The sequence below is a fragment of the Bacillus cereus group sp. RP37 genome, assembly GCF_040459695.1.
GTDB lineage: Bacteria > Bacillota > Bacilli > Bacillales > Bacillaceae_G > Bacillus_A.
Window position 1 is genome coordinate 320,186 of record NZ_JARVHP010000002.1, and the last position, 25,287, is coordinate 345,472.

A 25,287-nucleotide genomic window follows, 5' to 3' on the forward strand; every position below is an offset into this window, starting at 1 on the left:
CCCTATACAGAATATAAGGCTATTACATCTTGAGAAACAAGGTGTAATAGCCCTAATGAGCATTATAAAATCAAGTATTACTTTTTATAATATTTTTATACCCGACATATGTCATGTAGAAATATATTACATAAACTACAAGAAATACTAAGCCAGTCATCAATGCTGGTAAAGTAATGTCTGTTGGTTGAATTGCGTTAATAAAATTATTGATTACATAAATTCCAACTACAGAATGCATTAGGGCAAGAATAACTGGAAGACTAAAGTATACGAAAGTTTGAATAAAAATCGTTTTGTCGATCATTGTTCCGTTTGAACCAATTCTCTTCAAAGATTTATATCGCTCTATGCTATCACTGGCTTCTGATAATTGTTGAAGAGCTAATACAGCCATACTCGTTATTAAAAATACAATACCTATATATATCCCAATAAACAGTATGATGGTTTTCAATCCCTTACTTTCTGCACGAACTTCATCCTTTGATTTGCCTGATATATATGCAATATTTAATTTCGGGCCATTTTCGTCATAAAAGCCCCTTGCAACGTTATCATATTTTTTATTATATTCTTCTCTATTTCCATCTAAATAATTTACATTAAGTACGGATGTACCAATTTTGTAGCCTGATAAAAACTCATCATTTATAACGATTGCGAAGAAATTAAGTGGCGCATCAGTAGTGTAAAGGTTCTCTTGTATAACTTTAGCGTGTTTTACCAGATATTCTTTTTCTTTAATATTCACCTTATTGCTATTTTTTAATCTTTCATTTATCGAATTAACCAACCGGCTTTCATTTGATAAAAGTAAAATTTCATTGTTATTTATAGTAATTTTCTTTTCACCTTTGAGATTTAAAATTTGATTATAATCAGATACTTTAATGAAATCCACAACGATATTCTTAGCATTTTTAGTTACTTCTGGTACAACGTCCCCCACTTCCATCTTTGCTGAATATACATTATAAGATACATATTTTTCATTATTACTTAGTTTAAAATTTGATGTATTTAATACGTCTTCTATCGTGTAACTTTCATCCCTATTCATCAACGTAATACTGGCATCAAATGGTGTTTCTTCTTTTATTGTTGCGTCCATCATTCTGTTGAAGCTGATTCCTGTAGATAAAGCCACCATTGTAAGGAATAACATTAAACAGATTACAGACATGGATATAAAATTTGTATTAACCTTACTATTTATTTGTTTGATGATAAATATATTTAACCCTTTAAAATAGACTTTTTTATTCTTCTTTACAACATATAATATAAATCCAGATAAACTAAAGAAAAACAGAAATGTACCTAATATGCCAAGAAGGATTGATACCACGAGCATAGGATTTTGATAATTCAATCCAATTTTTAGTACAGTCACATATGCATATCCAAGTGATGCTACACACATTATAAATGTGATTACATAGATAAGAGGATTTCTAAATTTTACATCTTCGTTTTTTCTACCTGCTGTTAACAAATCAATTATTTTGTATTTAGAAACAACATATACATTACATAACATAACAAGCAAAAACATGATTCCAAAGTAGAATACGCTTTTACCTATAGCACCTGTTGAAATTGCAAATTTATATTTATTGATGGGCAATTCAAATAACTTTAATGCAAATGTAGATAATCCCTGCGATACTCCAATACCTATTATAAGTCCACTCACTAAAGATATAACGCCAACTAGAAATGTCTCTGTTACTAATATTCTGGATATGTTTCTTCTTCCCATACCTAAAGTCATGTATATTCCTAATTCTTTTTTACGTTTTTTAATTAAGAAATTATTTGCATACAATATTAAACTACCTAATATTACGGATACAAATACTGACACATTTGAGATAGCGTTCATTACTGTAGGCACATACTTTTTATCTGAAGCGCTAATTTCCATAAGTGCCTTTTGTGATTCTATGGAGTTAAAGCTATAAAATATACAAACAGCCAGTGTTAGTGTTAAGAAATATATTGCATAATCTTTAAGACTTTTCTTTACATTCCCAATAGCAAGCTTAGAGTACATTATTATCGTCACCTCCAAGAAGGGTTATAACTTCAATAATTTTAGTAAAGAATTCTTTTCTGGAATCATTTCCTCTTACCAACTCGATAAATATTTTGCCATCATTAATAAAAAGAATTCTACGAGCATAGCTTGCTGTAAATGCATCATGAGTAACCATAAGTATGGTAGCCTTTAAATCCTTATTAAGACTTTCAAATCTTTCGAGTAATAATCTAGCTGATTTAGAATCTAACGATCCTGTTGGTTCATCTGCAAGTATCAAAGATGGATCTGTTACGATAGCTCTTGCCGAAGCAACCCTTTGTTTTTGTCCGCCCGATATTTGATAAGGGTATTTGCTTAATACTTGTTCAATGTCTAAATATTTTGCAACCGCTTGTATTTTGCCATCAATTTTTGAACTTTCCTCACCTTTTATAGTTAACGCTAGGGCAATATTTTCATAAGCAGTAAGAGTATCTAATAAATTAAAGTCCTGAAATACAAACCCTAATTCATTTTTTCTAAACTTATCTAGTGACTTTGATTTTAACCGAGTAATGTCACTATTATTGATTATTATTTTTCCCGTCGTAACATGATCAATCGTTGATATACAGTTAAGTAGTGTAGTTTTTCCACTTCCTGAGGGCCCCATTATCCCAACAAATTCCCCCTCATCTACCTTAAAACTAATATTATCTATAGCCTTTGTTACGTTATCTTTATTACCATAATATTTTTCAATTTTTTCTACACTTAATATATTTCGCATTAATACTTCTCCTTTTTCATTATAAAAATTCTTTAACTCCCCTTCATTTTATATAATTTCATTACTAGTATCGGTGGAATTACATTTCATTAACATTACATTTTTGTTATATTGAGTGATACCTCTACATGTAAGTTATCAGAAATCGCGATGGTATAAGTAAGGATTATTCGGTGCTTTACCAAAGAGGCAGAAAAATGTAGTGGTATGGGTTCTGGAGCAAAAACGATAAGACTTATGTAATTAGTAGAAATAAACAAACTGGTTACAGCGTAACAACAGCTCTATTTAAAAGACATGGATTCATAGTCATTTCAATAGAAACTATTTTTCACACTAGTATTTTCATGCATGATAAAGACGTTTTAAAAAATATCCACTTTGTTGTCTCCGTTTAAAAAGTACCCATTCCCTTGTCTCCATATGAGGACAAGGGAATGGGTACTAAATGGAGAGTCTCCGTCGGAAATTCGGCATTTTAAATTATAAAATTAGTTCCTACTTTCACGTCTTTCTACAACAAGGACGAGGAATGACAAACTATTTAGACAAAAAAGTTTAAGATACAGTTTTATATAACTAAATCAATCTTGTGTAATAGGATAGAATTTTGAAGAAAGACATAAAACGGAATACTTCATAGACTAGAAAGTTGTTTTTTTAAATTGCAAAATTTAAGACCGGCAAAAGAATTCTATTTTCTATATACAGGTGGAATGCTTTGTGGAAAATTAAAAATATCTTCTGGATCGTATTTAGCTTTTACTTGAGTCAATTTTTTGAAGTTTTCACCATAATATAAATCTGACCAATCTTTCATTGAAAGATCTGGTGTGTTAACGTAGACACCTTTCGTAAAAGGAATCATTGCTTGACGAAAATCTTCTACCCAGCGAATCCCTTGTGCAGCTCCCTCAGGTTTTTCCCACGTGGAAAATAACACCATATTCACTAGAGCTTTTCGATAAAAATAAGCAGTATCTTCCTCGGGTACTTCAGAAACCGTCCCACCTAAGCCCTGAAAAAACATGGAAACAGTGGCATTAGGTGGAGCTTGACTCATAAATTGTTCAATCGTAGCAATACCTTCTTCAGGTAATAAAGAGTCCATAAAAGGTGCTACGCTTTTAAATGGAAAAGGAGTTGCAGGCTGATGATTGGATATTAATGTTATAGCTTCTAAATAAGACAGTTCTTTTATGTCTACCTTTATAGGTGATCCAATTTGGAGAAGTGGTTGTATCAATTTCTGTAAGTCTTTAACTGACCCATGAAAAATCCCATGCATCAACAATGGAGATGTCTTTTCTGACGACAATAATAATGTAGGAGTAAAGCGTTTATCAGAAGTAGGTAGAGTATACTTTTGCCATTCCTGTATAACGGCTTTTAAATCTTGTTGCCCCCAACTAACTTCAGCAAAACCAACAGTCTTAATTTCATGAGTACGAAAGCGAAAAGATGTACAAATACCGAAACTTCCGCCTCCACCACGTAAAGCCCAAAATAAATCAGGATGCTCCTGATCATTAACCTGCAATACACATCCATTTGCATCAACCATTTCTATTTCTACTACATGATCAAGTAGTAGTCCTAATGGTCGAGAAAGAATACCTTGACCGCCACCTAAAGCTATTCCCGCGATAGCTGGTTTAGGACAGACCCCATTAGGAATAGCTAATCCTTCTTTCCCAAGAATCTCAGCTAACTGGAGATTTTTACAACCAGCTCCTACTATAACAGTTTTTGATGTAGGATCTATTTTTATTTGATTTATCTCACTGACATCAATTACTATACCACCATCTAAAACTGACAAGCCTTCATAATTGTGACCTCCTGAACGTACTCGGATAGGTACATTATTATGTAATGACCATCGTACTGCATTCACAACGTCTTGAGTATTTTGTGCAAAGACTATAACAAAAGGGAATCTATTAAAAAATGTGTTAAACGATTTACGTGCTGAATCATATTGTGCTTCACCAGGTGACACAATACGTCCTGTTAAACTTATATCTTCATCATAGTGCATATAGAAACCTCACTCTCCGTGCAAAAATTTTTAATGCTATAATGTTAATAATATGTATGTAAAAAAAAGTAAGAACTACCAATTATATTGGTAATTCTTACTTTCTTCATAAAATTAAACAATTTTGTTAAGCTTTTAAATCGACAAAAACCGTTTTTAAGCCTCTATTTTTAATATATAGGCTAGTGACGCATTCCTATCAAACTAAGAATTCAGAAATACCCAAAAAGCTCGTTCTAAGAGTAATATAAAATTTTTACTTGTTGGCGTTTTGGTATCACCAGCATTTTGGAAAAAGTTAACCAAAAATAAAATAAGCCATCCATATGGATAGCTTATTTACATAATTTTCGATATAGGAAGTTAAAAGTTTTTATTTAAATACACCTTTTCTTTTGGAAAGCCAATCTTCTAAGGCATCTTCGTGTAGTTTTGTGAATAATTTCGGTATTTGGTCTATTGGGAAGTATTTTAAATCTAAAGTTTCAATACCATCTGCAGTAAGTTCTCCATCAATTGGCTTGCATTGAAAACAATGAACGATAGTCTGAGCTTTATCTCCATTTGGAAACTCACCAAAATATTTAGAGTAGACACCTATAAGATGTTCAACCTCAACGTTTAATCCTGTTTCCTCAAGTATTTCTCGTTTAGCGGTTTCTTCAAGAGATTCTCCAAGTTCCATAGCACCACCTGGAAGACCCCACTCATTTCTATCTCCCCGTTTTTGTAAAAGAATTTCATTTCGTTCGTTATAAACAATACCTCCAGCAAAATTAAGAAATATTAAATCGTGCCCTACTTTTTCACGAATATAACGGATGTAGTCCTTATTTGTAGTCATAAATTTCCCCCTATTTATATAAAAAATACAAATTAATTATATATAAAGATGGAGTGAAATAGTAATAAAAGTTATATTTTTCCTTATTTAACTGATCTGTCATTTAGTTGAATAAGAAACAGTGTCTATCGTATACATGTGTGGTTTACATAACGTCTCATTATCAGTAGTCAATAATGAATAGAATTTTCGTTATGGGGAATTTTTACTCTTTAGGTTGATGGTGATGAGGGTCTCGAAATCTTAGCTTGATAGCGATGTATGGTGACCCCTGAGATGTAAAAAAAAAACATATCTGAAATATGGATAACCTTCTTCGCATGTCGAATAATAAAAAAGGACTTTAATAGACGTTAAATGTCCTTATATACACTACATGATAAAGGAGGATTTGAATTGATAACAACACAACATCAACATCGTAAACTCTTTTCGGAAATCAAAGTAGATACAGAAAAAATCGGCCATGAGTTAGAATCACTTATTGCTAGCATTAGCCCTACTGAGAGAGACGAAGATACAGTAGTTATGGACGATGCCACCGTTCAAATTGTTCGTAAAAATCAGAAAAACCTGGACAATAGTGAAATTGAGGCATTTAAGAATGCAGTTAATAAGTTGATTCAAGATGGGACTTATAAAAATTTAACCGAAATCCATGCCGATATGTCCCACAATCAGCATGGTTCCATGGGTGCAAAGGGAGCCTTAAGATTTTTATCATGGCATAGACGCTTTCTATTAGAATTTGAAAAAGAGTTACAAAAAGCCGACCGTTCATTACGTCCACAAGCGACTACATTCATTACTATTCCGTATTGGCGATGGGTGGATGATTTTCCATCTTGGTTAGAAGGTTTTCTACCTGCAACTGATCCAGAAAGTGGTAATCCAGTACCTCCTCGTACATATAAGAATGCTGATTCAAGCCTAAAACCTACTTCTAGTGATGTCGACTACATCATTAATGGCTTTGATCATCAGCTTTCTGGATTTACGGTTAACAAGTATACAAAATTCACGTATGGGTTAGAAGGAAATGGAGTAAGATCAGATGGCACAGAACTTCCTGCCCATAACCAGGTGCATCAGTGGGTCGGGGGGATCATGGATGACCTCAGTTATTCCCCTACTGATCCAATGTTTTGGTTACATCATGCTGAGGTTGATCGTTTATGGCATATTTGGCAAAACAATAACCCTGGTCTTAACCCACCATTAACGGGGGTAAATAAGATAATGGATCCATGGCAAGAAGACTCAGACCAACTTGCTTCAATAACAGTTCTAGGCTATAAATACGAAAGTGATATCCCATAAAAAATCAATAATTAAAAGGAGTTAAAAATCATGACATTAACAGCAACTCCAAATGTTATCATGGTTGATCCAGCTGCAGGCCAAAGTGTAGGACACACGATTATCAAATGGAAAAAGATTTTTTTCAACCTCTCTACCTTGACTGGTGGAGAGTTTTTTTACATAAAGATAAATTTATTAAGTAAGGAACCTTCTTAACGTACGGAAAAATCAAGTTTTTTAAATGGAAAATTCCTTAGTGTACGAAATTGGCGTTATATTGGTGGGACCCCTTCAAACAAAAAGCAATAAAAAACTAAGGAATCTAAAGTTCTTTTAAATATTGTGATTAAATTCCAGATTGGCTTTCTCATATTTAGAATTGTTTCTGTACTCCTAATAAAATAGAAACCGGTTCCTTTTATATAAAAGGAACCGGTTATTTTTTTTATTTAAAAATAATTTTTCTGGATATAATTTGTGGGTATATAACAGTTATCTTATTAATTTCCTGTTTATTAATTGAATGGATTGTCTTTGTCTAAGTTAGAAGATATTCCTACAGGATAACGTTCATCTATAAATGTTTTAAATTGCTGAAAACCATCAGATTTTCCTGTTAGTTCTCTATAAGTATCTGCAAGGGTAGATCCTCCCGCTTGAACGATTTGGCTCCAACTAAAGCCAAGTTGGTAATGTAAATAATTCAAGAACAGAACTGAGCAGCCATTTGATATAGGATTTCTATCGGTAGAATCGTTGTTATCGACATAATTAGGTCGATCAGATTCGTCAAGCCAGATTGGAGCGGTAACTAATCCCCCGGTAAGCGCTTTTGGGTAAATTTCAGCAGCTAGGACACGTGATAGGCCCTCTCCATTACTTGCCCCACAATCCCAGCCACGATTCTGTACTGCAGAAAACACTTCAACTATTTCAGCAACAGCTACTAATCGGGTGAAATCAATATCTAAATGCGGTGTTGTTTTCACTCCACAATATATGTCAGTCCCACTACAACTATGATGGAAAGCACCTTGTATTCCTGGTGAAATAATAATGTTAAAAGGACCAGCTGATAAACCGCCAAAAAATGATGAGATTGTATTATAGTCTCTTTCGCATACTGATAATACACCATCTGAAAGTGTTATTCCATTAGGGCCCAATTGCGGATTGTAATAGACATGGAAATTTGCTGTATCTCCATGATGTTCCGTAGGAAAATCAAACTTAGCTTCTTCTTCAGCAAAATGCTGGGGATCGAGAAAAGACTCCATTTCTTTGGAAGCTTTTGCATCTAAAATACGGATAGAATCGGTTGTTATTTTAGGATTAAGTGCTGAATCCTTTGAGTTGTTATTATTTGTCATTATTACTATTTCAACTCCTTTTAAGATATACATATCATGGTATTATTGTAGTTTTTTTAAAATTAAAGATTAAAAAATAGTGACATCATTTGCAGCTGGAGGATCAAAAACAGTAATATCCACACGAACATTCAATGGTTCATCCCAATCTACTTGTATCCAATAGTTGATACCGCTTGTGCCATCACTATACCAATGGGGACTAACATTTTTCACATAACTTGGAGCCGAACCTTTATGAGTTCCTGCTCTTACTAGCGGATCAGGACTTTCAATAAGTTCAGCTTCGGTAGCAGAAATATGAAATACTGCATCTCCACGTACTTCTTTCCCAAAACTAAAATTGACCCATCCTTATGTTCTGCTTGGATAATATACACGCCATGTTCTATAATTAGTAGCCATAAATTGTCCCCCTTGTTTTTAGTTTCAGTAGTAGTATTTCCTTAAATTTTATAAAATATGTAAAATTTAAGTTTTGTATATTGAATTCTTATTTTGATTTTTGATGAAACTAAAATATATCAGCTTCTTGCTATATATCTCAAAACAAAGTGGGGATTTTTTTAAAAAGGTTCTATACAGTTGTTTTAGACTGTTTCTTTAAACTATGAAAATAGGTATGAATAAAAATTTATATTCAGTTAACATAACGTCCTATTATTGGTAGAAAAAAAAAGGGCAGATTACTACTTTCACAAGGAATACACCTTTTTATTTTTGTATGACTCTATTCATTTATTTATACATTCCTATCCTGGCGCGATTTTAAGGCTTTCTTTTGTTACTGGATTATCCGAAAAATTGTATAAAACCTTGCATGTTCTTAGCTTAGAGTTTTTCCGAAATACTGGCTGTACCCTTAATTCATCAACTTAAGATTTTATATTAATTGATAGTAAACGAGAATGGTTGACAAATCACCAAACTTTCTCGTTTGTAGAGCTTAAGTTTTCAGTTATTAAACCAAAAATCTCTAAAATAATATCCTACGCAGTATTCTCCTCATGATCTTTTTTCTAGAGTTTAACGTTTTTGATAATTTTTGTAACAGAACCCAATATATTGTTTTAAATATTTTTAGGTATCAATAAAAAGAATTTAATATTCTTTCAATGTATAAATAATCGTAATTTTTAGATAAATCAAGGGATTGTATGATAATATATTTATATGCATTACTTTACCATTTTTACAATAGACTTACATATAATTAAGATATTGAGGTGATTCATTAGTGGTTAATAATACGTGTGAAACTAGTAAGTATAATTCAATACATAAAAAACGATTTTATAATTCCGTTTTTTCAATTCCTTTAGTTGCTTTAGCTTTATTTATATTATCTTCTGTACAATTAGAATTAACTACTTTTTTGCTTATTACGTTTGTTTCCGTTGCTATAGTGCTCTTTCAATTATTTTATTTTTATAAGAAATGGAAAGTTCAGTTACAAAGTTAAATTTTAGTCATTGTGATAGTTTGTAATGTGGTCTCTTTATTGCTGATGCCACTCATGAACTTAGAACACCACTTACATAAATTCATGGTTTCTTAGAAATATTATTACGGGGTACAGCAGATCGACCTAATCAGCTATATAACGTTCTAAATATTATGTACGGTGACTCAAAACGCATCATAAAATTAGTAGAAGATGTATTGTTTCTTGCATAAATGAATCGTGAATATAGACTACATGTATCGGAAACTAATTTAACTAAACTCATCCGGCAGATGCAGAAACTGTTAAGTGTTTTAAGCGGACATCGACACATATCATATGATCTAATATTATCAATAAGCAGTTAATAGACTGGGTGTGTAATACTTGTGCTTACAAAGTGAGAATAATGATTGCTGAAATTGTATTGTCTACCAAATTGGCTTTAATACCATACAAATCAGAGTATCTAAATGAGACCTCTTTCCATTTCCTTGTGTTATAGTGTATTCCCATAGTTTGCAAATCCATAAAAATAGATTACCTGCACACTAAAAAGTATAGCGCACAGGTAATCTATTTATTATTGAGATTAATAAAAAACTAATTTATTTTTTGAATTCTTCCATCAATAATAGCCTGAATTGGTTCTTTTGATTTTTTTATATAATCTACTAATGCTTCAAAATCAGTTGGTCCTGTTTCAGCATCTTTCCCGTTTTTAAAGGACACAAATCCATCTCCGCCTGAAGCTAGAAATGCGTTCGCAACGACGCTGTAAGTTTTAGAAGGAATAACTTCTTCTCCATTTGTTAAGCGAATATTTGTTACTTTTTCTCCATTAGGCTTGTTCGCATCCCAAGTGTATTGGATTCCTGAAATTTGAAGCATTCTTGTTATGTCTTTTTGCCATTGTTGATTTAAAATATCACGAATGTCTTGACCCGTTAAATTTACTTTTATTAATTGATTTCCGAATGGTTGAATACCATATATCTCTCCCCATGTAATATCACCTGCATCTAAGTCATTACGAATACCACCAGGATTCATAAGAGCAATTTGGGATTGCATTGTTGCACGCTGAGCATCAGCAACTAAATTTCCGAGGGTAGATTCACCAGCTGTATTTAGTTTGCGATCTATTGGAGCAATAGACTTACCTACTACTTCATTGACCAGAGGTGCGATTTTTTCTTGATATTTTTCCATCTTCTTCTTTATTTTTTTATCAGGCTCTATGCCTTCATGGTAAGTTGTAACAATTTCTGCTTTTTTCTCAACAATATCTTTTGTCTTACGATCAATCTTTACATCAACATCAGCAAAAGCCATACCATAAGAATTTGCTTGTACAACAAGTTTATTATTAACAGTCCCATTTACATAAGTGTGACTATGTCCTCCAAAAATAACATCGACTTCTGGATCAGTCTCATTTGCTAATCGGACGATATCACCATTTGTTACGCCATTTCCATCTGTTGTCCCCCCGTTATGTGCAAGAACAACGATAGATTTAACTCCTAGTTTTTTTAATTGCTTTACGGATTTGTTAATGGCTTCAACTTCATCTGTAATTTCTACATTCTTTAGCATAGTAGGCATAACAAGGTTAGGAACATCTGTTGTTACGACTCCGATAAAACCAACAGGAACTCCTTGTACCTTTTTTATAGTAAATGGTGGTAAAAATAGACGACCAGTGGATTTATTATAAAAATTTGCGGCAACATATGGGAATTTTGCTCCTTTAAAATTACCTGTTTTCTCATGATATCCACCATAAATAAGACGGTTCATTTCTTCAACGCCTTCATCAAATTCATGATTTCCGATGGTTCCAACATCGAATTTCAAATCATTTAGAAATTCAATCGTAGGTTCATCTTGTAATAATGCTGAAACAGGAGTACTTGCTCCAACAACATCTCCAGCATGTACCTTTAATGTATTTGGATTTTGTTTTTCACGATCACGTAAATAAGCCCCTAAGTACTCGATTCCCCCTGCATCTTTATTGTTAATTTTTTTTACAGTGTCTAGTTGCCCATGAAAATCGTTAATACCGAGCATTTGTACGTCTATGTAGCGGTTTGAATCTGTACTTGCTTGCGCTGAAGGCGCAGCAAATGCACTTGAAAAAGTAATTGTACTTAATGCTAAAGCAACTGGAATGATTTTTTTCAACATAAAAATTTTCTCTCCCCTAATTAAAATCTGACATAATACGTTGTTATTTTAATATATTAAGAGAATTTTTTCTATAAAAAATTCTACTAATTACAAAAATTAATAAGATTTTAATTTTTTTCAGACAAAAAGTTCCTTCCTCAAGAAACGCGTAGTTAATACGTGGGAGATAAATTGGCTTTGGACAAGTAATGAAATGAAGCCATTTTAGTTGTTAGCCATACAATGGGGTACCCCGGCCCATTCTCATCAACCTAAGAAAACAGATGTGGGATACTTCAAAATATTATATTAGCTTGATGTATATGAATTCTACGCTCTAATATACTTGGATTAAAATCATAACAACCAGCAAAAAAAGATTGCTGTAATAGGGGTACAGCCACATCGCTATCAACCTAAGCTTCTTAATTACCCCCATAATGAAAATTTTATATCTTTGCCAATTGTATTTCTCTACACTTGAAGGACAAGTTTTATTATCATTATGACAAGTTAACTTGTCATAATGATAATAAAACTGTACAATAAACATATAATTAATAAGGGGTGGTTACAAATCATGCAAAAAGAAGAGATATTAAGAAAATACAAAAAAATGGGGAGAGATGAACGTAAAGAACTTATTGAATTAGATTCATCTAGTTACGGCTTAATAGCTGTACTTGTTTTAGTCCTATTTTTCAGTTCTTGGAAATTGATGCATGGTATTAAAAGTTACGAATTAATTTCAATTTTTTCTGGTTATATAGCTAGTACAAGCTTTTATAAGTTTAGAAAGTTAAAAGAACAAAAATTTCTTATTGCAAGCATTTTAGCTATAATGAGTACAATTGCAAGTGCCATAGTTTTCTTTCTGGAGGGATGATAATTGAAAGATGAATTAGTACTGCAAAATCGTTTGAAAGTAGCAAGAGCTGAGAAAAAAATATCACAGGGAGAATTAGCTGAAATGGTAGGAGTATCTAGACAAACAATTAGTTCTATTGAAACAGGACAATTTTGTCCAACTGCAAAGTTAGCATTAGTACTCTGTATAGCGCTAGATAAAAAATTTGAAGAATTATTTTATTTTTGATTAATTGGTGTACTAGAGATTTAAACAAAAAAACGCCATCCTTTCCTATGATTCTACAGAAAGAATAGCGTTTTTTTTCTACTTTTAAATAGTCTATTAAGAGTTGTTTCTTGAAACGAATATATGACTTATTTGGTAAACGATAGGATATAAGAAAACCAGAAAGATTAACGGTTTATTATGCATATGGTTAAAATTCCATGTTCCTTCTGATAAAAATAAAGTACCTAAAGTTAATACATACATTACAAAACAACAAATTGATAAGCTTTTCTGTCTGATATGTAAAAACATTTCATCAATAAAATTCTCACTTTCTTTTTTCCCTTTCAAAATTCTCTTCATAAATAATGATTGCAAAATGATTGTTGCTACAAATAACGAAGTTATAGAGAGCTGTTGCTTCTCATACCATTCAAAAGCAAGTAAACCCATAATCACAATGTAAAAACAAGTAAATAAGATATTAATTCCATTTTTCATTTGTTTCTTCTCCTTATCTAGATTTAATAAATAAATAATTGATCAACTGTTACACCAAGGGATTTAGCTAGATTAAAAGCAAGTTCCAATGTAGGATCATATTTGTTATTCTCAATCGCATTAATCGTTTGTCTTGAAACACGACATAATTTAGCTAAATCTTCTTGGGAAAGCTTTTGCTCTTTACGTAAAATACGAATTATGTTCTCCATTTTTATGAACATCACCTCTAATTTTGTCAAAAACTTTTTACATTTTCAGTTTATATAAATCCACCAGAAATGTCAAAAGTTTTTTACATTTATAAAAGTAAAAAAACGATAATCCTTCTACAATTTAGATAGAAAGAATATCGTTTTTTTCTTTTTGGGGGTAGTTTTATTTGTTAGCTTGATGGTGATGTGACGGTACCCCATCGCTATCAAGCAAAGTTTTTGAAGTACCCCCTAAACGAAAATTTTCTTTATCTACAGGTAGTTTTTTTGAGAAGTCAGCTCATATATAACTGTCGAGAGATAAAATTTTCGCATTGGGGGGCTCCAAAATAATTGCTTGGTTGGCAATGCACCAGAAAAGGTGTTCTAAAGATATAATTCTTCAAAACACCTTTTTATTATTTCAACATTGAAAGCATTATTTTTTCCAGTTCCGCTTTGTTTACATTCCTATCAGGCACTGTTTCCGATTGATAGCCGGTACTAGGATTTGTAATAACTATCTGATATGCACTATTCTTTCCTTTTGCGGGAACAATCATCTTCATACTTTGTAAGTTTTTATCTGAAGTGACAGTACCATAGAATACCTGATTTCCTTCTAATTCATAAGTTTCTATATTGTCATTGCCATTACGATTAAACGGATCTTTTTTCTGTTCTAAAAGTGGTGACTGATAAATTGTATAACTATATTTCCCCTTTACATATTTTGATTCAACAAGTATTTCTGGCTTTCTTGTAAGGAATGATCCAGCTAATTCGCTCTTTAGTGAGTAGCCCTCAACTGTATAAGTTGGTTTGTTAATTTGAAAATCAACAACCTTTTGTGCCTCTTCTAAAGTGTATCTTAAATGGCTGTCAATTTTGTCTCCCAATGATTGTGATTGATTATAGAGATCATTTAATTTTTTGTTATCTTCTTGACTCAACAGTTCTTCCTTAAACCATTTTACATCCCCTTCAAAATTCTCAGGTACTTCTTTTGAAACCATCGCTTTTTTCTGAATAGAAAGTTTCTCCTTATAAAATTGTATATACTGTTCAAATTCCTCTTTTGTCAAATGTTTTTCAGCCAAATACAGATAATCCGTAGCCATTTTATAGGCCTCTTTTGACATTCCCCAATCTTTCTTTGCATTTTCTGGCGTACCTAGTGTTTTTTCTACAGCGTTTTGAAGAGAGTCACCAGATTGTTCCTTTACTTCTTTTATTGTAGCTTTTCCTATTGTTTTCTCTTTTTGGTTTGCATTTATTCCATCCGCACGTGCATTTAGTAAGGAAAGAGATGAAACAGCAATAATAGCAACAACTCCAAATGCAGACCAACGATATGATTTCTTTTGAAAGTTTTTAATCATACGAATTCTCCTTTTTAAAGTTCTTTTATTTCTACTTAAGTTCGCTAAACTAGGCATTTGATAATAACTTGTATAATGTTCTAAAAGAGTAATAATAGTATGGCCATATGCAAGGTTTTCCTCTGAATCTATAAATGTAAGAGCAAGCGCATCGCACGCCAGTTCCTGATCTTCCCGCATACATGAGTAAGCATACCAAAGAATCGGGTTAAACCAATTTAGAATCAGTAAGCCATGCATAAGCCAATTCACACCAACATCTCTTCGTTTGATGTGGGCTAATTCATGATGAAAAATGTATCGTAACTGATGCTCATCTAATACTTTCATATGTACACTAGACAATAACACCTTTGTTCGAATGAATCCGAACACAGTTGGACTTGAAATCTTTCCGGCTAAAAGTAGTGGGATATCCCGTTGAACAGACATAGATTTCTTACAGTTTTCAAAAATCCGGACAATTCTCTCATCCGTAATAACAGGTTGTTCTTTTATGTAGAGTAATAAACGCCTATTCATAATGATGGTAGTAAGGCTCAGAATGATAACCCCAGCAAGCCAAATATATAAAAGGATTGTATAAAATGAAAACGTCTCATCATCTTGCTTTTCATTATTGTACGTTTGTTTTTTACTTTCCTCCGCTGTTTGTGTTGAACCAGATGCATAGGTATCTTCTTTTGTGATTACCTTTGTATCACCTATATCTGTCGATCCTTGTATACGATCTACAGGGTCTTGGTGAAAGATAACTGAAGTTTCATTACTGTACGAAAGAATAGAATAGATACTGTAGGAACTATCTGGTGACCATGGCAATAAAAGCCTTACAATTAATATCATCCATAATAAATACTGCCATCGTGGAGTTAACTTATTTCTAAGCAAGATTTTGATACATAAGATTAGGCCAACTAATATACTTGCCATAATGGAGGTTTCTATTACCCAATCAAAATATCGAGGTAGATAGACGTTTACAAACATATCTATCATTATGATCTATCCTTCCTCTGATTTTCCTCATTCTTCTCATCTAAAATACGTTTGAGTTCGTTAATATCCTCTGAGGACAATTTTTCTTCTTTTAAGAAATTCACAAGTAAAGGTTTAAATGCTGCACCATAGAAACGTTTGAGGAACGATTTGGTTTCTACTTGTAAATAACTTTCTTGCGACACTAAAGGATAATATGCATACATACGCCCTTTATCCTGATGATAAGAAACTGCCTCTTTTTGGACTAATCGATTAAGAAGCGTTCGAATGGTTTTCGGTTTCCAGTCCATCGTTACCTCTAGCGCTTCAATCACTTCATTTGCCGTTTGAGGAGATTTTGACCAAAGAACTTTCATGATTTCCAATTCAGCTTCCGATATTTTAGGTAATTTTTTCATTTTATAAAATTCAACCCCTTGTATTACATTTGTAATCTATAAATTAATATTACAAATGTAATCCTTGATTGTCAAACATATTTTGGGCTTGTAAATATATTCTCATGAAACTTAAGAAATTATCCCAAAAACAATGAAAATAAGCTATTCTTTCTGTAGAATCATAGGAAAGGGTGGCGTTTTTTATGTCTGTTTCTGTGTCTGATGAATTACAACTATTTGCTCAAGAGATTCAAAGTTTTTTATCTCCAAATACCTTACGGGATCATGCTAGAGATGTTGGTTTTGTACAACGAACTAGTAAGTATCAAGCAAAAGATTTAGTAGCTTTGTGTGTATGGGTGAGCCAAAATGTAGCTATGACTTCTTTAACTCAATTATCTAGCTGTTTAGAAGCATCAAAAGAAGTACTCATCAGCCCTGAGGGACTGAATCAACGGTTTAATAAGGCAGCCGTCCAACTTTTACAACACCTACTAGCCGAACTACTAAGCAAAAAATTGGCCGCATTTATGCCGATTTCTTCTCCATACACTTCTGTTTTCAAGCGTATTCGTATTTTAGATTCAACTGCATTTCAACTCCCGGATGTATTTTCATCGGTTTATCCAGGTGCAGGAGGATGCAGCCATACAGCTGGAATAAAAATTCAACTTGAGTATGATTTGTTAAGTGGACAGTTCCTACATATTCATACAGGTCCAGGTAAACAACATGATCGCACTTACGGCTCTCTGTGTGTCCCAACTGTGACAGCAAATGATTTATGTATCCGAGATTTAGGTTATTTTCACTTGAAAGATCTTCAACATATACAAGATAAAGAGGCCTACTATATCTCTCGTATCAAGTCGAATACACGTATGCATCAAAAAAATCCTAACCCTGATTATTTTCAAGACGGAAGAATTAAGAAAGGTACAGAGTATATACAGATAGATATGGAGACTCTAATGAACTCCCTTCAACCAGGACAAACATGTGAAATAGCTGATGCTTATGTAGGAATGATTTATAAAGTGCCAGCTCGTGTAATTGTTCATCGATTAACAAAACAACAGCAACAAAAACGATTACAAGATCAAACTGTAAGAGAAAAAAAGAAAGGAATGAAGTATTCTCCTCGTAGTAAACGACTTAGTGGTATCAATGTATATATGACAAACACCCCTATAGATATTGTCCCGATGGGACAAGTACATGATTGGTACTCTTTACGTTGGCAAATCGAAATTTTATTTAAAACGTGGAAATCATTCTTTCAAATTCATCAGTGTAAAAAGATAAAATCAGAAAGGTGGGAGTGCCATTTGTATGGACAATTGATTGCTATTCTACTCTGTTCTTCTATTATGTTTCAAATGCGGCATTTACTTCTTATAAGAAAGAAACGAGAACTGAGTGAGTATAAGGCCATATATATGATTAAAGATTATTTTCTTCTTCTTTTCCAAGCTATACAGAAAGACACCCAAGAGCTATCAAAGGTTCTACTTCGCCTGTTCAATCTCCTACAGCAAAACGGGCGGAAATCTCATCGATATGAGAAAAAAACGGTCTTTGATATATTAGGTGTCGTTTACAATTGTACCATGTCTGATAATCAAGCCGCTTAATTCTAAAAAGTGAAACCCGTTAGGGTTTATTTCGTATGCAAATTTTTCAATCATCTACACTTGCCTTTTAGAAAAAAGAAAAAATCTCGCCTACAATTGACTTTACATAAGCTTAGCTTGATAGCGATGTGGCGGTACCCCTAATAGAAGTTATACCTCTAATAAAAAAAGGACAAACTATTTAAGGTGAATAGTTTGTCCAAAATTATAATCTCTGTGGTTTAACAATATATAATTTAGATCCGCTAGGAATCTTTCATTTTCTTTTCATATCTCACTATTTTTACATCTAAACTAACAATAGTAAATTAAAATAATGACTTAATACTTGCTAGAACAGTAAGTATTCCTATAACAATTACAAATACATTACTCATTTTCCCTCTGTATTTTGCTAGTACTGGTACTTTACGAATCGCATACATCGGTAATAGACATAAGATAGCAGCGACTAACGGACCGCTAAGAGCATCAATGATTCCAAGAATACTTGGATTTGTATAAGCAACATACCAGCATGTTAATACGACAAAAGTAAGAATCATTGTCTTAACTGTTCTCTCTCCTATATCTTTCCCACGTTTTTTACCGGACTTGATAATCATGTCACGCATTACCTCATACGCTCCTATATAATGGCCAAGGAAAGATTTTGTAATAGCCACAAACGCAATGATAGGAGCTGCAATAGTGATTACTGGCGAATTAAGTTCATTAGCAAGATATGATAGGATTGACAAGTTCTGTTCTTTTGCCACTTTAAGATCATCTGGAGTCAAACTTAAAGTGCTGCTCCAAACAAAGAACATAACAACAGCGAATGTCATGATATAACAAATTTTTTGTATTTGAGCACACTTGGCATCAGTAGCATCTATTCCATACGTAGCTCTCTGTTTCATAACGAATGACGAAATCATAGGAGAATGATTAAACGAGAATACTATGATTGGTAGTATCATCCATATTGTTCCAAAATATCCTGTTCCAGTTGAAGCAGTAGAAATACTTGAAAAACTTAGCATTGACGTATTCCACTGTGGAATTAAAGATATTGCGATAAAAAGTAGAGAAACAATGAAAGGATATACTAGCATGCTCATTATCTTTACAGTAATATCTTGACCAAAATTTAGTATAGCAATAAGACCGAGTACTAATACAAGCGATAAAATGGCCCTTGGAGGCTCCGGCATGTGCAATTGATTCACGATAAAACTACTTGCAGTATTTGTAAGTGCAACCGAATACATCAGCACGATCGTATAAATTGAGACGAAATATACAATGTTAAAAATGATACTTGCCTTATTTCCGAAATACTCTCTTATAGTACCCGTAATTCCCTCATCAGCAGAATTAGAAGCGTATATCATTTTAGCAAGCGCCCTATGTGAGTAATACATAACTGGATATGCAAGTATGGTAATTAACAGTAATGATAATAAACCACCTGAACCTGCATTAATAGGTAAGAAGAGTACTCCTGCTCCAATTGCTGTTCCAAATAGACTCAATGCCCAGGTAGTATCCTGTTTATGCCACTTTTTAGGGTCTAGATATTTCTCATTTTTTATTGCAGTATTATCAACTTGAAATTCTATGTTTTTTGCAGTATTCCCATTCATATAATAATCCCTCCTAGTTTCCTATTCTTACTTCTCTATTTAAGGCATTGGAATATAGACCGTTCTTGAAAAATGAATTACTCATAAAGTGCGCCACATCGTATATCCTTCTTCTAAGTTAATCAAAATCAAAATCAAAATCAAAAAATTAGCGAAGCATCAACTTGATGGGGTTGTTACCACTTACAAAATGTTTCATTTATATAGTAGTATATTTTATTAGTAATTCTCCCAATATACAGATATCCTTAGGCGAACAATAGAGAATAGATTGTTAACTTTTTCACAATATACCCGATAATTGTTCATTGATTTGATTGTTTCTCTCCAAAAATTTTATTTTTAATTGCAATCCCTGTAGGTGTAGCTGCAATTCCACCTAAACCTGTCTCTCTTAATTCGCGAGGCATCTGTCTTCCAACTCTATACATCGCTTCAATAACTTCGTCAGCATTGATGATATTGTTTACGCCGGCTAATGCGATGTCCGCTGCTGCTAAAGCATTTGCCGTTCCAATGGCGTTTCTCTTTACACAAGGAATTTCTACCAAACCAGCGACCGGATCACAAACTAAACCGAGTAAATTTTGTAATGCAATCGAAAAAGCTACAGAAGATTGCTGTGGCGTTCCACCTGCAGCTTCTACCGCAGCTGCAGCCGCCATCGCTGAGGCACTGCCTACTTCAGCTTGACATCCTCCGTACGCTCCTGAAATACAAGCGTTGTTTGCGACTATCGTTCCAAATAACGCTGAAGTAAATAGAAAATGAATCATATCTTCATGACTTAACTGCAACGTATCTTTAATACTAAATAGGACTCCCGGAATCGTCCCACTCGCACCTGCTGTTGGAGTTGCACAAATAGCTCCTAATGCAGCATTTACTTCATTAACACCGATAGCACTTTGGATCCCTAACACCATCAAATCTCCAGAAAGGGTTTTCCTATTTTCTCGATAGTTTTTAATTTTAACAGCATCACCTCCGGTTAAACCAGTTGGAGATAATACACCGTCGCCCTCGATACTTTTATTTATAGCATTTTGCATAGTCGCTAAATTTCGTTCCATTTTACTCCAAACTTCTTCATAAGTAGATTTAGTTTGTTCAATTTCCTGTTCAATTGCTAATTCATAAATTGTCTTTTGGCTTTTATTAGCTGCATCCACAATTTCTTTTATGGCCATATACATATTTTTTCACTCCTTAATGTAACTAAAGAATAATGAGCTTAGCTATATTGCTTAAATTTCCTAATTCCTCCTGGACATTACCAGGCAATAGCGTATCCAAAGCGAATGCATATAAAAATTTCCTGTTTTCTTCTAAACTATGAAAGTTGTTTATTTCCACATCATATTGTTTAAAGATCCTGCGTAAGACAAATTCAAAGTCAGCTCTTTCAGAAATCGCAATAATAACTGGCAATGGCCCCTGCAGGTCTAAGCTAAATCCGTCAATTTCAACATGTTTGATTTCAATTAATCCACCGCCAACCGAAATCCCCATCGTTCTAATACTTCGATTTTCATCCTCTAAATATACATCTGCCGTATTTGGATGGCCAGCAGGACTATCACCTGCTTCTTCAATAAAGGTAATTTCAATTCCTTTAGATTCTGCTATTTCAATAGCATCTGGCACTTTGCTGTCATCGGCAGCAAATCCTAATATCCCAGCAATAATTGCAAAATCAGTTCCGTGACCTTTATGGGTTTCAGCAAATGATTCATAATACCTTACCACGACTTTTTTTGGAAGACCTTGAAATAATTTATTGGCTACTGTTCCAATAGCCAAAGCACCTGCAGTATGTGAACTTGAAGGACCTATCATTATGGGCCCAATCACATCAAAACAACTTTTGTATTTAACAACCTTTTGTTCTTTAATAGATGCTACATTCATGTTCATATAAGCACCCCCATAATTTATTATTTTTAATTGCAGTTGAATCTAAGTTACTAAAATGACTGATTCAAAACAAGACCTCATTGAAGACGCTTTCATTCTCGTGTCAAATACACTTTTCCTTTTGATCACATACCTTTCTTAGAGTAATCATGTCAGTATGTCCAAATTTAAAAGGTTACTTACAATGTCATTAGGATTTTTGCAAAAAAACTAGGTTTGATACTTTCTCTAGAGGTAATAAATTCTTTCTCGACGCCCTCATTATAGCTTGTATATTTATGAGTACAATATTTTTTTATTTTTAGAAAGATTGAATAAACAGAATCTTGAATGGGTAATAGATTACACTTAGCATGTAGCAATTGTGTCCTTTGTTTGAAGCTGTATTAGTTAGTAGAAAAGCAAAAATAACACAGAGTTCCTTTCATTAACACATTGATTATATTGGAAAATCATTTTAATGATACTTATATTATCCTTTGTTGAAACATTTAATTTTGGACATGAAAGCTGTTGCAATAAATGATTAATAAAGATAGCAAGTAATAAATTAATGAACTATAAAATCATTTTTGAATATTAATCATTAATTTTGCATTAATATTAATTTTTCAGAAAAAAGGAACTTCTCTTTATAATCTTAACTTAAAGTAATACTTTGGTAATATCCAACAATTTACACCATCCCCTTTACAGTTATGGAAACCCTAATTAGATTTAAAAAAAGAGAAGAGCTCATCGATGCTCCTCTCTCTTTTTTATTTACTTAAGATTACTATTCAAATTGCTTATTGCATCTTTAAGCTGACTTTTAAATTATAAACTTTAATTTCCATACTTCTTTACAAGCCGATAAATGAAAAAAGTATATGTTCCTTCAAAATTAAGTTATAAAAGAGTTATGTTTTCCTGTAACATATTATTCATCCTTCTATTCACAGACAGTACGCTTCTACACTAAATAAAATCTCTCCGTAAACGTCCAATAGCTCTGAAATATACAAAAATTGAGAAATATGAAAAAGACACTCTTATGAGTGCCCTTCTTAGCAACTAAGTCCGCTGCAGCTATTACCATATCTCATATGAATTTCGCCTGTAAGAGGAAATTTTAAGTTCATATTTAATTATTAAAATAAGCCGCACCAAAGTTTTCATTAAATCTTTTACACCAAACAGAAACCGAACCATATTCACTTACATCTATCCCTTCAGGAATTTCGTAGTTTTGGTCTCCTTTATTTCCCTTTAATTTTCCTAATTCAATATACTGATAGTTTTTTACGTCTTCATTATTTTTCAAACGATTTGTAGGAACTAATACAACTCGTACATCTGGCCCATTTGATGTTGTAAAATTAGAAAGTCGTAAAACACGTTTTCCATCCGCTAATTGGTGAATTTTTGCCGTTCCAGTTGTTTCATGGACACCGGTTTGAAACTGACCTTCCCTTAATACTCGATCACTTTGTTGCCTTACTTCAGTTGATTGTATCTCTGTTTGTGGCAATGATTCATTTACGTGCTTATCAATAAATAATTTCTCTGGTCGGAACAATGACCATAATATCCCCAATACAATTATCAAACCACCTATAAGCCATACATATTTTCTTTTCATAAAGTAAAAAACCTCCTGTATCATACTGTGTAGTAGTATGTTAACAAGAAGGTCTTTCATTTTTCTAACGTAAATGTTACAAAAGTCTTTCAGCCATCTTATTTTTTTACTGATGTGATGGGAAGAGTGAACCAAAATTCACTTCCCTGCTTACCATCTGCGCGATTCCTTACACCAATTTCCCCTTTGTGCATTTCAATCAATGATTTTGCAATAGCTAATCCAAGTCCGGAACCTCCAGATTGTGAACTTCTTGATCGATCTGTTCTAAAAAAACGTTCAAATACACGTAATTGATCATTTGGAGAAATTCCCATTCCTTCATCCCGCAAAATGAATTGAACCTGTTGAGTTAGTTTATTTTCCACTACAGTCAATTCAATTGTTCCAGAGATAGGAGAATATCGAATTGCATTATGTAATAAATTACCTATGACTCTTTCTATTTTACAAGGCATAATCAAAAGTCGAGGTAATGTATCAGGGACATCCAATTGCACATGGATTTGTTTGTCTCCTAATAAGACAGAATGTGACTCTAATACATCTAATAGAACTTTATCTAAATGTGTGAAACTTGGGTGAAAATCTACTTGCTCAAACTCTAACTTTGAAAGATCAAATAAGTCGTTAATTAATCCATTTAATCTTTCTATTTCTTTTAAAACCGTTGCTAAGTATTGCTTTTTCATTTCAGGCTCTTCAATCAGGTTATCTTGTAATGCTTCTATCATCATTTGCATGCTAGCCATAGGTGTTCGTAAGTCGTGTGAGATATTGGTAATTAGCTCCTTACGAGAGTTTTCCTGTTCCTCCAACTTAGTAAACCCTTCTTCTAATTTTTTTGCCATCTGTTGAAAGGCTGTTGCCAATTCTTTAAACTCACGTGGTTCTTGCCCAATTATATACATCGTTTTAAAGTGTCTATCACTAAATTGTTTTGTCAATTTTATTAAATTTTGTATAGATCTCATGATAGGACGTGTCATTAACCAATAAATAAACGTTGAAATAATGAATGCCACAAATGCAATTACTGTTAATAACCGCGTTTGTTCCGGTTCAAGTAACATTTTGGTCTCACTATACCATATAGCAATTACCATAATACTGGTACTTAATAGATTCATGAGTAACAATTGAATACGTAATCTCATGTTTCATTTCCTCCATTTGGTTCAAAGCGATATCCTATACCCCAAACCGTATGAATCCAACGATTCTTTATCGTATGCTTCTCGAGCTTTTCACGTAAACGACTCACTAATACGGTAACTGTATTTGATGCCCCTTCATGTCCAAAATCCCAAATTAATTCAAGAAGCTGCGAGCGAGAAAATACTTGTTTTGGATGCTTTGCCATGAGATAAAGTACCTCAAACTCTTTCACCGTTAACTCCACTTCCTTATCACAAACAAGTACATATCTTGTCTTTGGATATATTTTTAAATCTGGAAACTCTATCACTTCCAATAAGGATTCTTTCGCTTGTATTTGTACATGGCTTCCTCTTCTTAGTATAATTTGAACCCTTAATACTAATTCACGTGGGGAAAATGGCTTTGTTAAATAATCATCTGCCCCCATTGTTAAGCCTAAAATTCGATCCCTTTCCTCCCCCTTAGCAGTTAACATAATAATAGGGACATTTGATTGCTGACGAATTTCCTCGCATAATTCCCATCCATCTTTTTTTGGCATCATCAAATCTAATATAATTAAATCTGGTTGATGTGTAAGAAATAAATCCCAACCTTCTTTACCATTTACAGCGGTATAAACTTCATATTCTTCTCTTTCTAAATACCGTTTGCATACTTCTCGAATATTTTCTTCATCTTCTACGATTAAAATTCTTTTCTTCATATACTATCCTCACTTCTTTTTCACCAATAACAAAAAATTTATTTTTTCTATTATCCAATAAAAATATCTTTATAGGTAAAGATATAAAAAC

21 protein-coding genes are annotated in these 25,287 nt (G+C 33.0%); 5 read left to right on the top strand and 16 right to left on the bottom strand.

All coding sequences use genetic code 11. The features are described from left to right. Positions 1–70: 70 nt before the first annotated feature. From QCI44_RS29765 to QCI44_RS29780, 4 genes are all read right to left on the bottom strand, one after another. Positions 71–2,059: an FtsX-like permease family protein gene (locus QCI44_RS29765; RefSeq protein WP_016135610.1), complete on the bottom strand. Its 1,989-nt coding sequence runs from the start codon at positions 2,057–2,059 to the stop codon at positions 71–73. After that, positions 2,049–2,816: an ABC transporter ATP-binding protein gene (locus QCI44_RS29770; RefSeq protein WP_016135611.1), complete on the bottom strand. Its 768-nt coding sequence runs from the start codon at positions 2,814–2,816 to the stop codon at positions 2,049–2,051. Before QCI44_RS29770 ends, QCI44_RS29765 begins: the two co-directional genes overlap by 11 nt. A 694-nt stretch (positions 2,817–3,510) precedes the next feature. Further along, positions 3,511–4,857, bottom strand: coding sequence for an FAD-binding oxidoreductase (locus tag QCI44_RS29775; protein WP_016135612.1), 1,347 nt, complete (start codon positions 4,855–4,857; stop codon positions 3,511–3,513). A 373-nt stretch (positions 4,858–5,230) separates the two neighbouring features. Then, positions 5,231–5,701 (bottom strand): NUDIX hydrolase, encoded by a 471-nt coding sequence (locus QCI44_RS29780; protein WP_016135613.1) that lies wholly within the window; start codon positions 5,699–5,701, stop codon positions 5,231–5,233. A 396-nt stretch (positions 5,702–6,097) separates the two neighbouring features. Here QCI44_RS29780 and QCI44_RS29785 point away from each other — a divergent pair, with 396 nt between their 5' ends. Beyond that, positions 6,098–7,021 (top strand): tyrosinase family protein, encoded by a 924-nt coding sequence (locus QCI44_RS29785; protein WP_016135614.1) that lies wholly within the window; start codon positions 6,098–6,100, stop codon positions 7,019–7,021. Positions 7,022–7,051: 30 nt separating this feature from the next. Then, positions 7,052–7,219, top strand: coding sequence for a hypothetical protein (locus QCI44_RS29790; RefSeq protein ID WP_016135615.1), 168 nt, complete (start codon positions 7,052–7,054; stop codon positions 7,217–7,219). A gap of 299 nt (positions 7,220–7,518) precedes the next feature. On the opposite strand, the gene QCI44_RS29795 is transcribed toward QCI44_RS29790, so the two are convergent. Together QCI44_RS29795 and QCI44_RS29800 are read right to left on the bottom strand one after the other, a co-directional pair. Continuing rightward, positions 7,519–8,373, bottom strand: coding sequence for a hypothetical protein (locus QCI44_RS29795; RefSeq protein ID WP_016135616.1), 855 nt, complete (start codon positions 8,371–8,373; stop codon positions 7,519–7,521). Between the two features lie 2,047 nt (positions 8,374–10,420). Continuing rightward, positions 10,421–12,010, bottom strand: coding sequence for a bifunctional metallophosphatase/5'-nucleotidase (locus QCI44_RS29800; protein ID WP_353811633.1), 1,590 nt, complete (start codon positions 12,008–12,010; stop codon positions 10,421–10,423). Between the two features lie 562 nt (positions 12,011–12,572). Between QCI44_RS29800 and QCI44_RS29805 the strand changes: the two genes are divergently transcribed. Next, a complete protein-coding gene (locus tag QCI44_RS29805) occupies positions 12,573–12,878 on the top strand; it encodes a DUF6442 family protein (protein ID WP_016135619.1) in 306 nt (101 codons plus the stop codon). A 3-nt stretch (positions 12,879–12,881) separates the two neighbouring features. Next, positions 12,882–13,088: a helix-turn-helix transcriptional regulator gene (locus tag QCI44_RS29810; protein ID WP_000651002.1), complete on the top strand. Its 207-nt coding sequence runs from the start codon at positions 12,882–12,884 to the stop codon at positions 13,086–13,088. Positions 13,089–13,184: 96 nt separating this feature from the next. On the opposite strand, the gene QCI44_RS29815 is transcribed toward QCI44_RS29810, so the two are convergent. From QCI44_RS29815 to QCI44_RS29830, 4 genes are all read right to left on the bottom strand, one after another. Then, entirely contained in the window at positions 13,185–13,571 is a 387-nt protein-coding gene (locus QCI44_RS29815; protein WP_016135620.1) for a hypothetical protein, read from the bottom strand. Positions 13,572–13,594: 23 nt separating this feature from the next. Further along, entirely contained in the window at positions 13,595–13,783 is a 189-nt protein-coding gene (locus QCI44_RS29820) for a helix-turn-helix transcriptional regulator (RefSeq protein ID WP_002165486.1), read from the bottom strand. 401 nt (positions 13,784–14,184) lie between these two features. After that, on the bottom strand, positions 14,185–16,146 hold the full coding sequence (locus QCI44_RS29825) for a M56 family metallopeptidase (protein WP_353811634.1): 1,962 nt from the start codon (positions 16,144–16,146) through the stop codon (positions 14,185–14,187). Next, on the bottom strand, positions 16,146–16,547 hold the full coding sequence (locus tag QCI44_RS29830; RefSeq protein WP_000735928.1) for a BlaI/MecI/CopY family transcriptional regulator: 402 nt from the start codon (positions 16,545–16,547) through the stop codon (positions 16,146–16,148). Before QCI44_RS29830 ends, QCI44_RS29825 begins: the two co-directional genes overlap by 1 nt. 185 nt (positions 16,548–16,732) lie before the next feature. Between QCI44_RS29830 and QCI44_RS29835 the strand changes: the two genes are divergently transcribed. Next, positions 16,733–18,163, top strand: coding sequence for an IS4 family transposase (locus QCI44_RS29835; RefSeq protein WP_353811635.1), 1,431 nt, complete (start codon positions 16,733–16,735; stop codon positions 18,161–18,163). 308 nt (positions 18,164–18,471) lie between these two features. Here the strand turns inward: QCI44_RS29835 and QCI44_RS29840 are convergent, their stop codons facing one another. The 6 genes from QCI44_RS29840 to QCI44_RS29865 all read right to left on the bottom strand — a co-directional run bounded on the left by QCI44_RS29840 (position 18,472) and on the right by QCI44_RS29865 (position 25,196). Next, a complete protein-coding gene (locus QCI44_RS29840) occupies positions 18,472–19,791 on the bottom strand; it encodes an aromatic amino acid transport family protein (protein WP_016135623.1) in 1,320 nt (439 codons plus the stop codon). Positions 19,792–20,096: 305 nt separating this feature from the next. Next, complete coding sequence (gene sdaAA / locus QCI44_RS29845; protein WP_016135624.1) at positions 20,097–20,987, bottom strand: L-serine ammonia-lyase, iron-sulfur-dependent, subunit alpha; 891 nt, start codon at positions 20,985–20,987, stop codon at positions 20,097–20,099. A 22-nt stretch (positions 20,988–21,009) separates the two neighbouring features. Next, entirely contained in the window at positions 21,010–21,708 is a 699-nt protein-coding gene (gene sdaAB, locus QCI44_RS29850) for an L-serine ammonia-lyase, iron-sulfur-dependent subunit beta (protein WP_016135625.1), read from the bottom strand. 1,123 nt (positions 21,709–22,831) lie between these two features. Next, positions 22,832–23,329 carry a DM13 domain-containing protein gene (locus QCI44_RS29855; protein WP_016135626.1) on the bottom strand — a complete coding sequence of 166 codons (498 nt, stop codon included), beginning with the start codon at positions 23,327–23,329 and terminating at the stop codon, positions 22,832–22,834. Positions 23,330–23,427: 98 nt separating this feature from the next. Further along, the gene (locus QCI44_RS29860) at positions 23,428–24,486 is read right to left on the bottom strand and encodes a sensor histidine kinase (RefSeq protein WP_016135627.1); all 1,059 of its coding nucleotides are present in this window, start codon (positions 24,484–24,486) and stop codon (positions 23,428–23,430) included. Beyond that, complete coding sequence (locus tag QCI44_RS29865; RefSeq protein WP_016135628.1) at positions 24,483–25,196, bottom strand: response regulator transcription factor; 714 nt, start codon at positions 25,194–25,196, stop codon at positions 24,483–24,485. The genes QCI44_RS29860 and QCI44_RS29865 overlap by 4 nt, the downstream gene beginning before the upstream one ends. Between the last annotated feature and the right edge of the window lie 91 nt (positions 25,197–25,287).

Coding starts and splice junctions, on each gene's coding strand:
- QCI44_RS29765 (WP_016135610.1), bottom strand. CDS start 2,059: ATGTACTCTAAGCTTGCTATTGGGAATGTAAAGAAAAGTCTTAAAGAT.
- QCI44_RS29770 (WP_016135611.1), bottom strand. CDS start 2,816: ATGCGAAATATATTAAGTGTAGAAAAAATTGAAAAATATTATGGTAAT.
- QCI44_RS29775 (WP_016135612.1), bottom strand. CDS start 4,857: ATGCACTATGATGAAGATATAAGTTTAACAGGACGTATTGTGTCACCT.
- QCI44_RS29780 (WP_016135613.1), bottom strand. CDS start 5,701: ATGACTACAAATAAGGACTACATCCGTTATATTCGTGAAAAAGTAGGG.
- QCI44_RS29790 (WP_016135615.1), top strand. CDS start 7,052: ATGACATTAACAGCAACTCCAAATGTTATCATGGTTGATCCAGCTGCA.
- QCI44_RS29795 (WP_016135616.1), bottom strand. CDS start 8,373: ATGACAAATAATAACAACTCAAAGGATTCAGCACTTAATCCTAAAATA.
- QCI44_RS29800 (WP_353811633.1), bottom strand. CDS start 12,010: ATGTTGAAAAAAATCATTCCAGTTGCTTTAGCATTAAGTACAATTACT.
- QCI44_RS29805 (WP_016135619.1), top strand. CDS start 12,573: ATGCAAAAAGAAGAGATATTAAGAAAATACAAAAAAATGGGGAGAGAT.
- QCI44_RS29815 (WP_016135620.1), bottom strand. CDS start 13,571: ATGAAAAATGGAATTAATATCTTATTTACTTGTTTTTACATTGTGATT.
- QCI44_RS29820 (WP_002165486.1), bottom strand. CDS start 13,783: ATGGAGAACATAATTCGTATTTTACGTAAAGAGCAAAAGCTTTCCCAA.
- QCI44_RS29825 (WP_353811634.1), bottom strand. CDS start 16,146: ATGATAGATATGTTTGTAAACGTCTATCTACCTCGATATTTTGATTGG.
- QCI44_RS29830 (WP_000735928.1), bottom strand. CDS start 16,547: ATGAAAAAATTACCTAAAATATCGGAAGCTGAATTGGAAATCATGAAA.
- QCI44_RS29835 (WP_353811635.1), top strand. CDS start 16,733: ATGTCTGTTTCTGTGTCTGATGAATTACAACTATTTGCTCAAGAGATT.
- QCI44_RS29840 (WP_016135623.1), bottom strand. CDS start 19,791: ATGAATGGGAATACTGCAAAAAACATAGAATTTCAAGTTGATAATACT.
- sdaAA (WP_016135624.1), bottom strand. CDS start 20,987: ATGTATATGGCCATAAAAGAAATTGTGGATGCAGCTAATAAAAGCCAA.
- sdaAB (WP_016135625.1), bottom strand. CDS start 21,708: ATGAACATGAATGTAGCATCTATTAAAGAACAAAAGGTTGTTAAATAC.
- QCI44_RS29855 (WP_016135626.1), bottom strand. CDS start 23,329: ATGAAAAGAAAATATGTATGGCTTATAGGTGGTTTGATAATTGTATTG.
- QCI44_RS29860 (WP_016135627.1), bottom strand. CDS start 24,486: ATGAGATTACGTATTCAATTGTTACTCATGAATCTATTAAGTACCAGT.
- QCI44_RS29865 (WP_016135628.1), bottom strand. CDS start 25,196: ATGAAGAAAAGAATTTTAATCGTAGAAGATGAAGAAAATATTCGAGAA.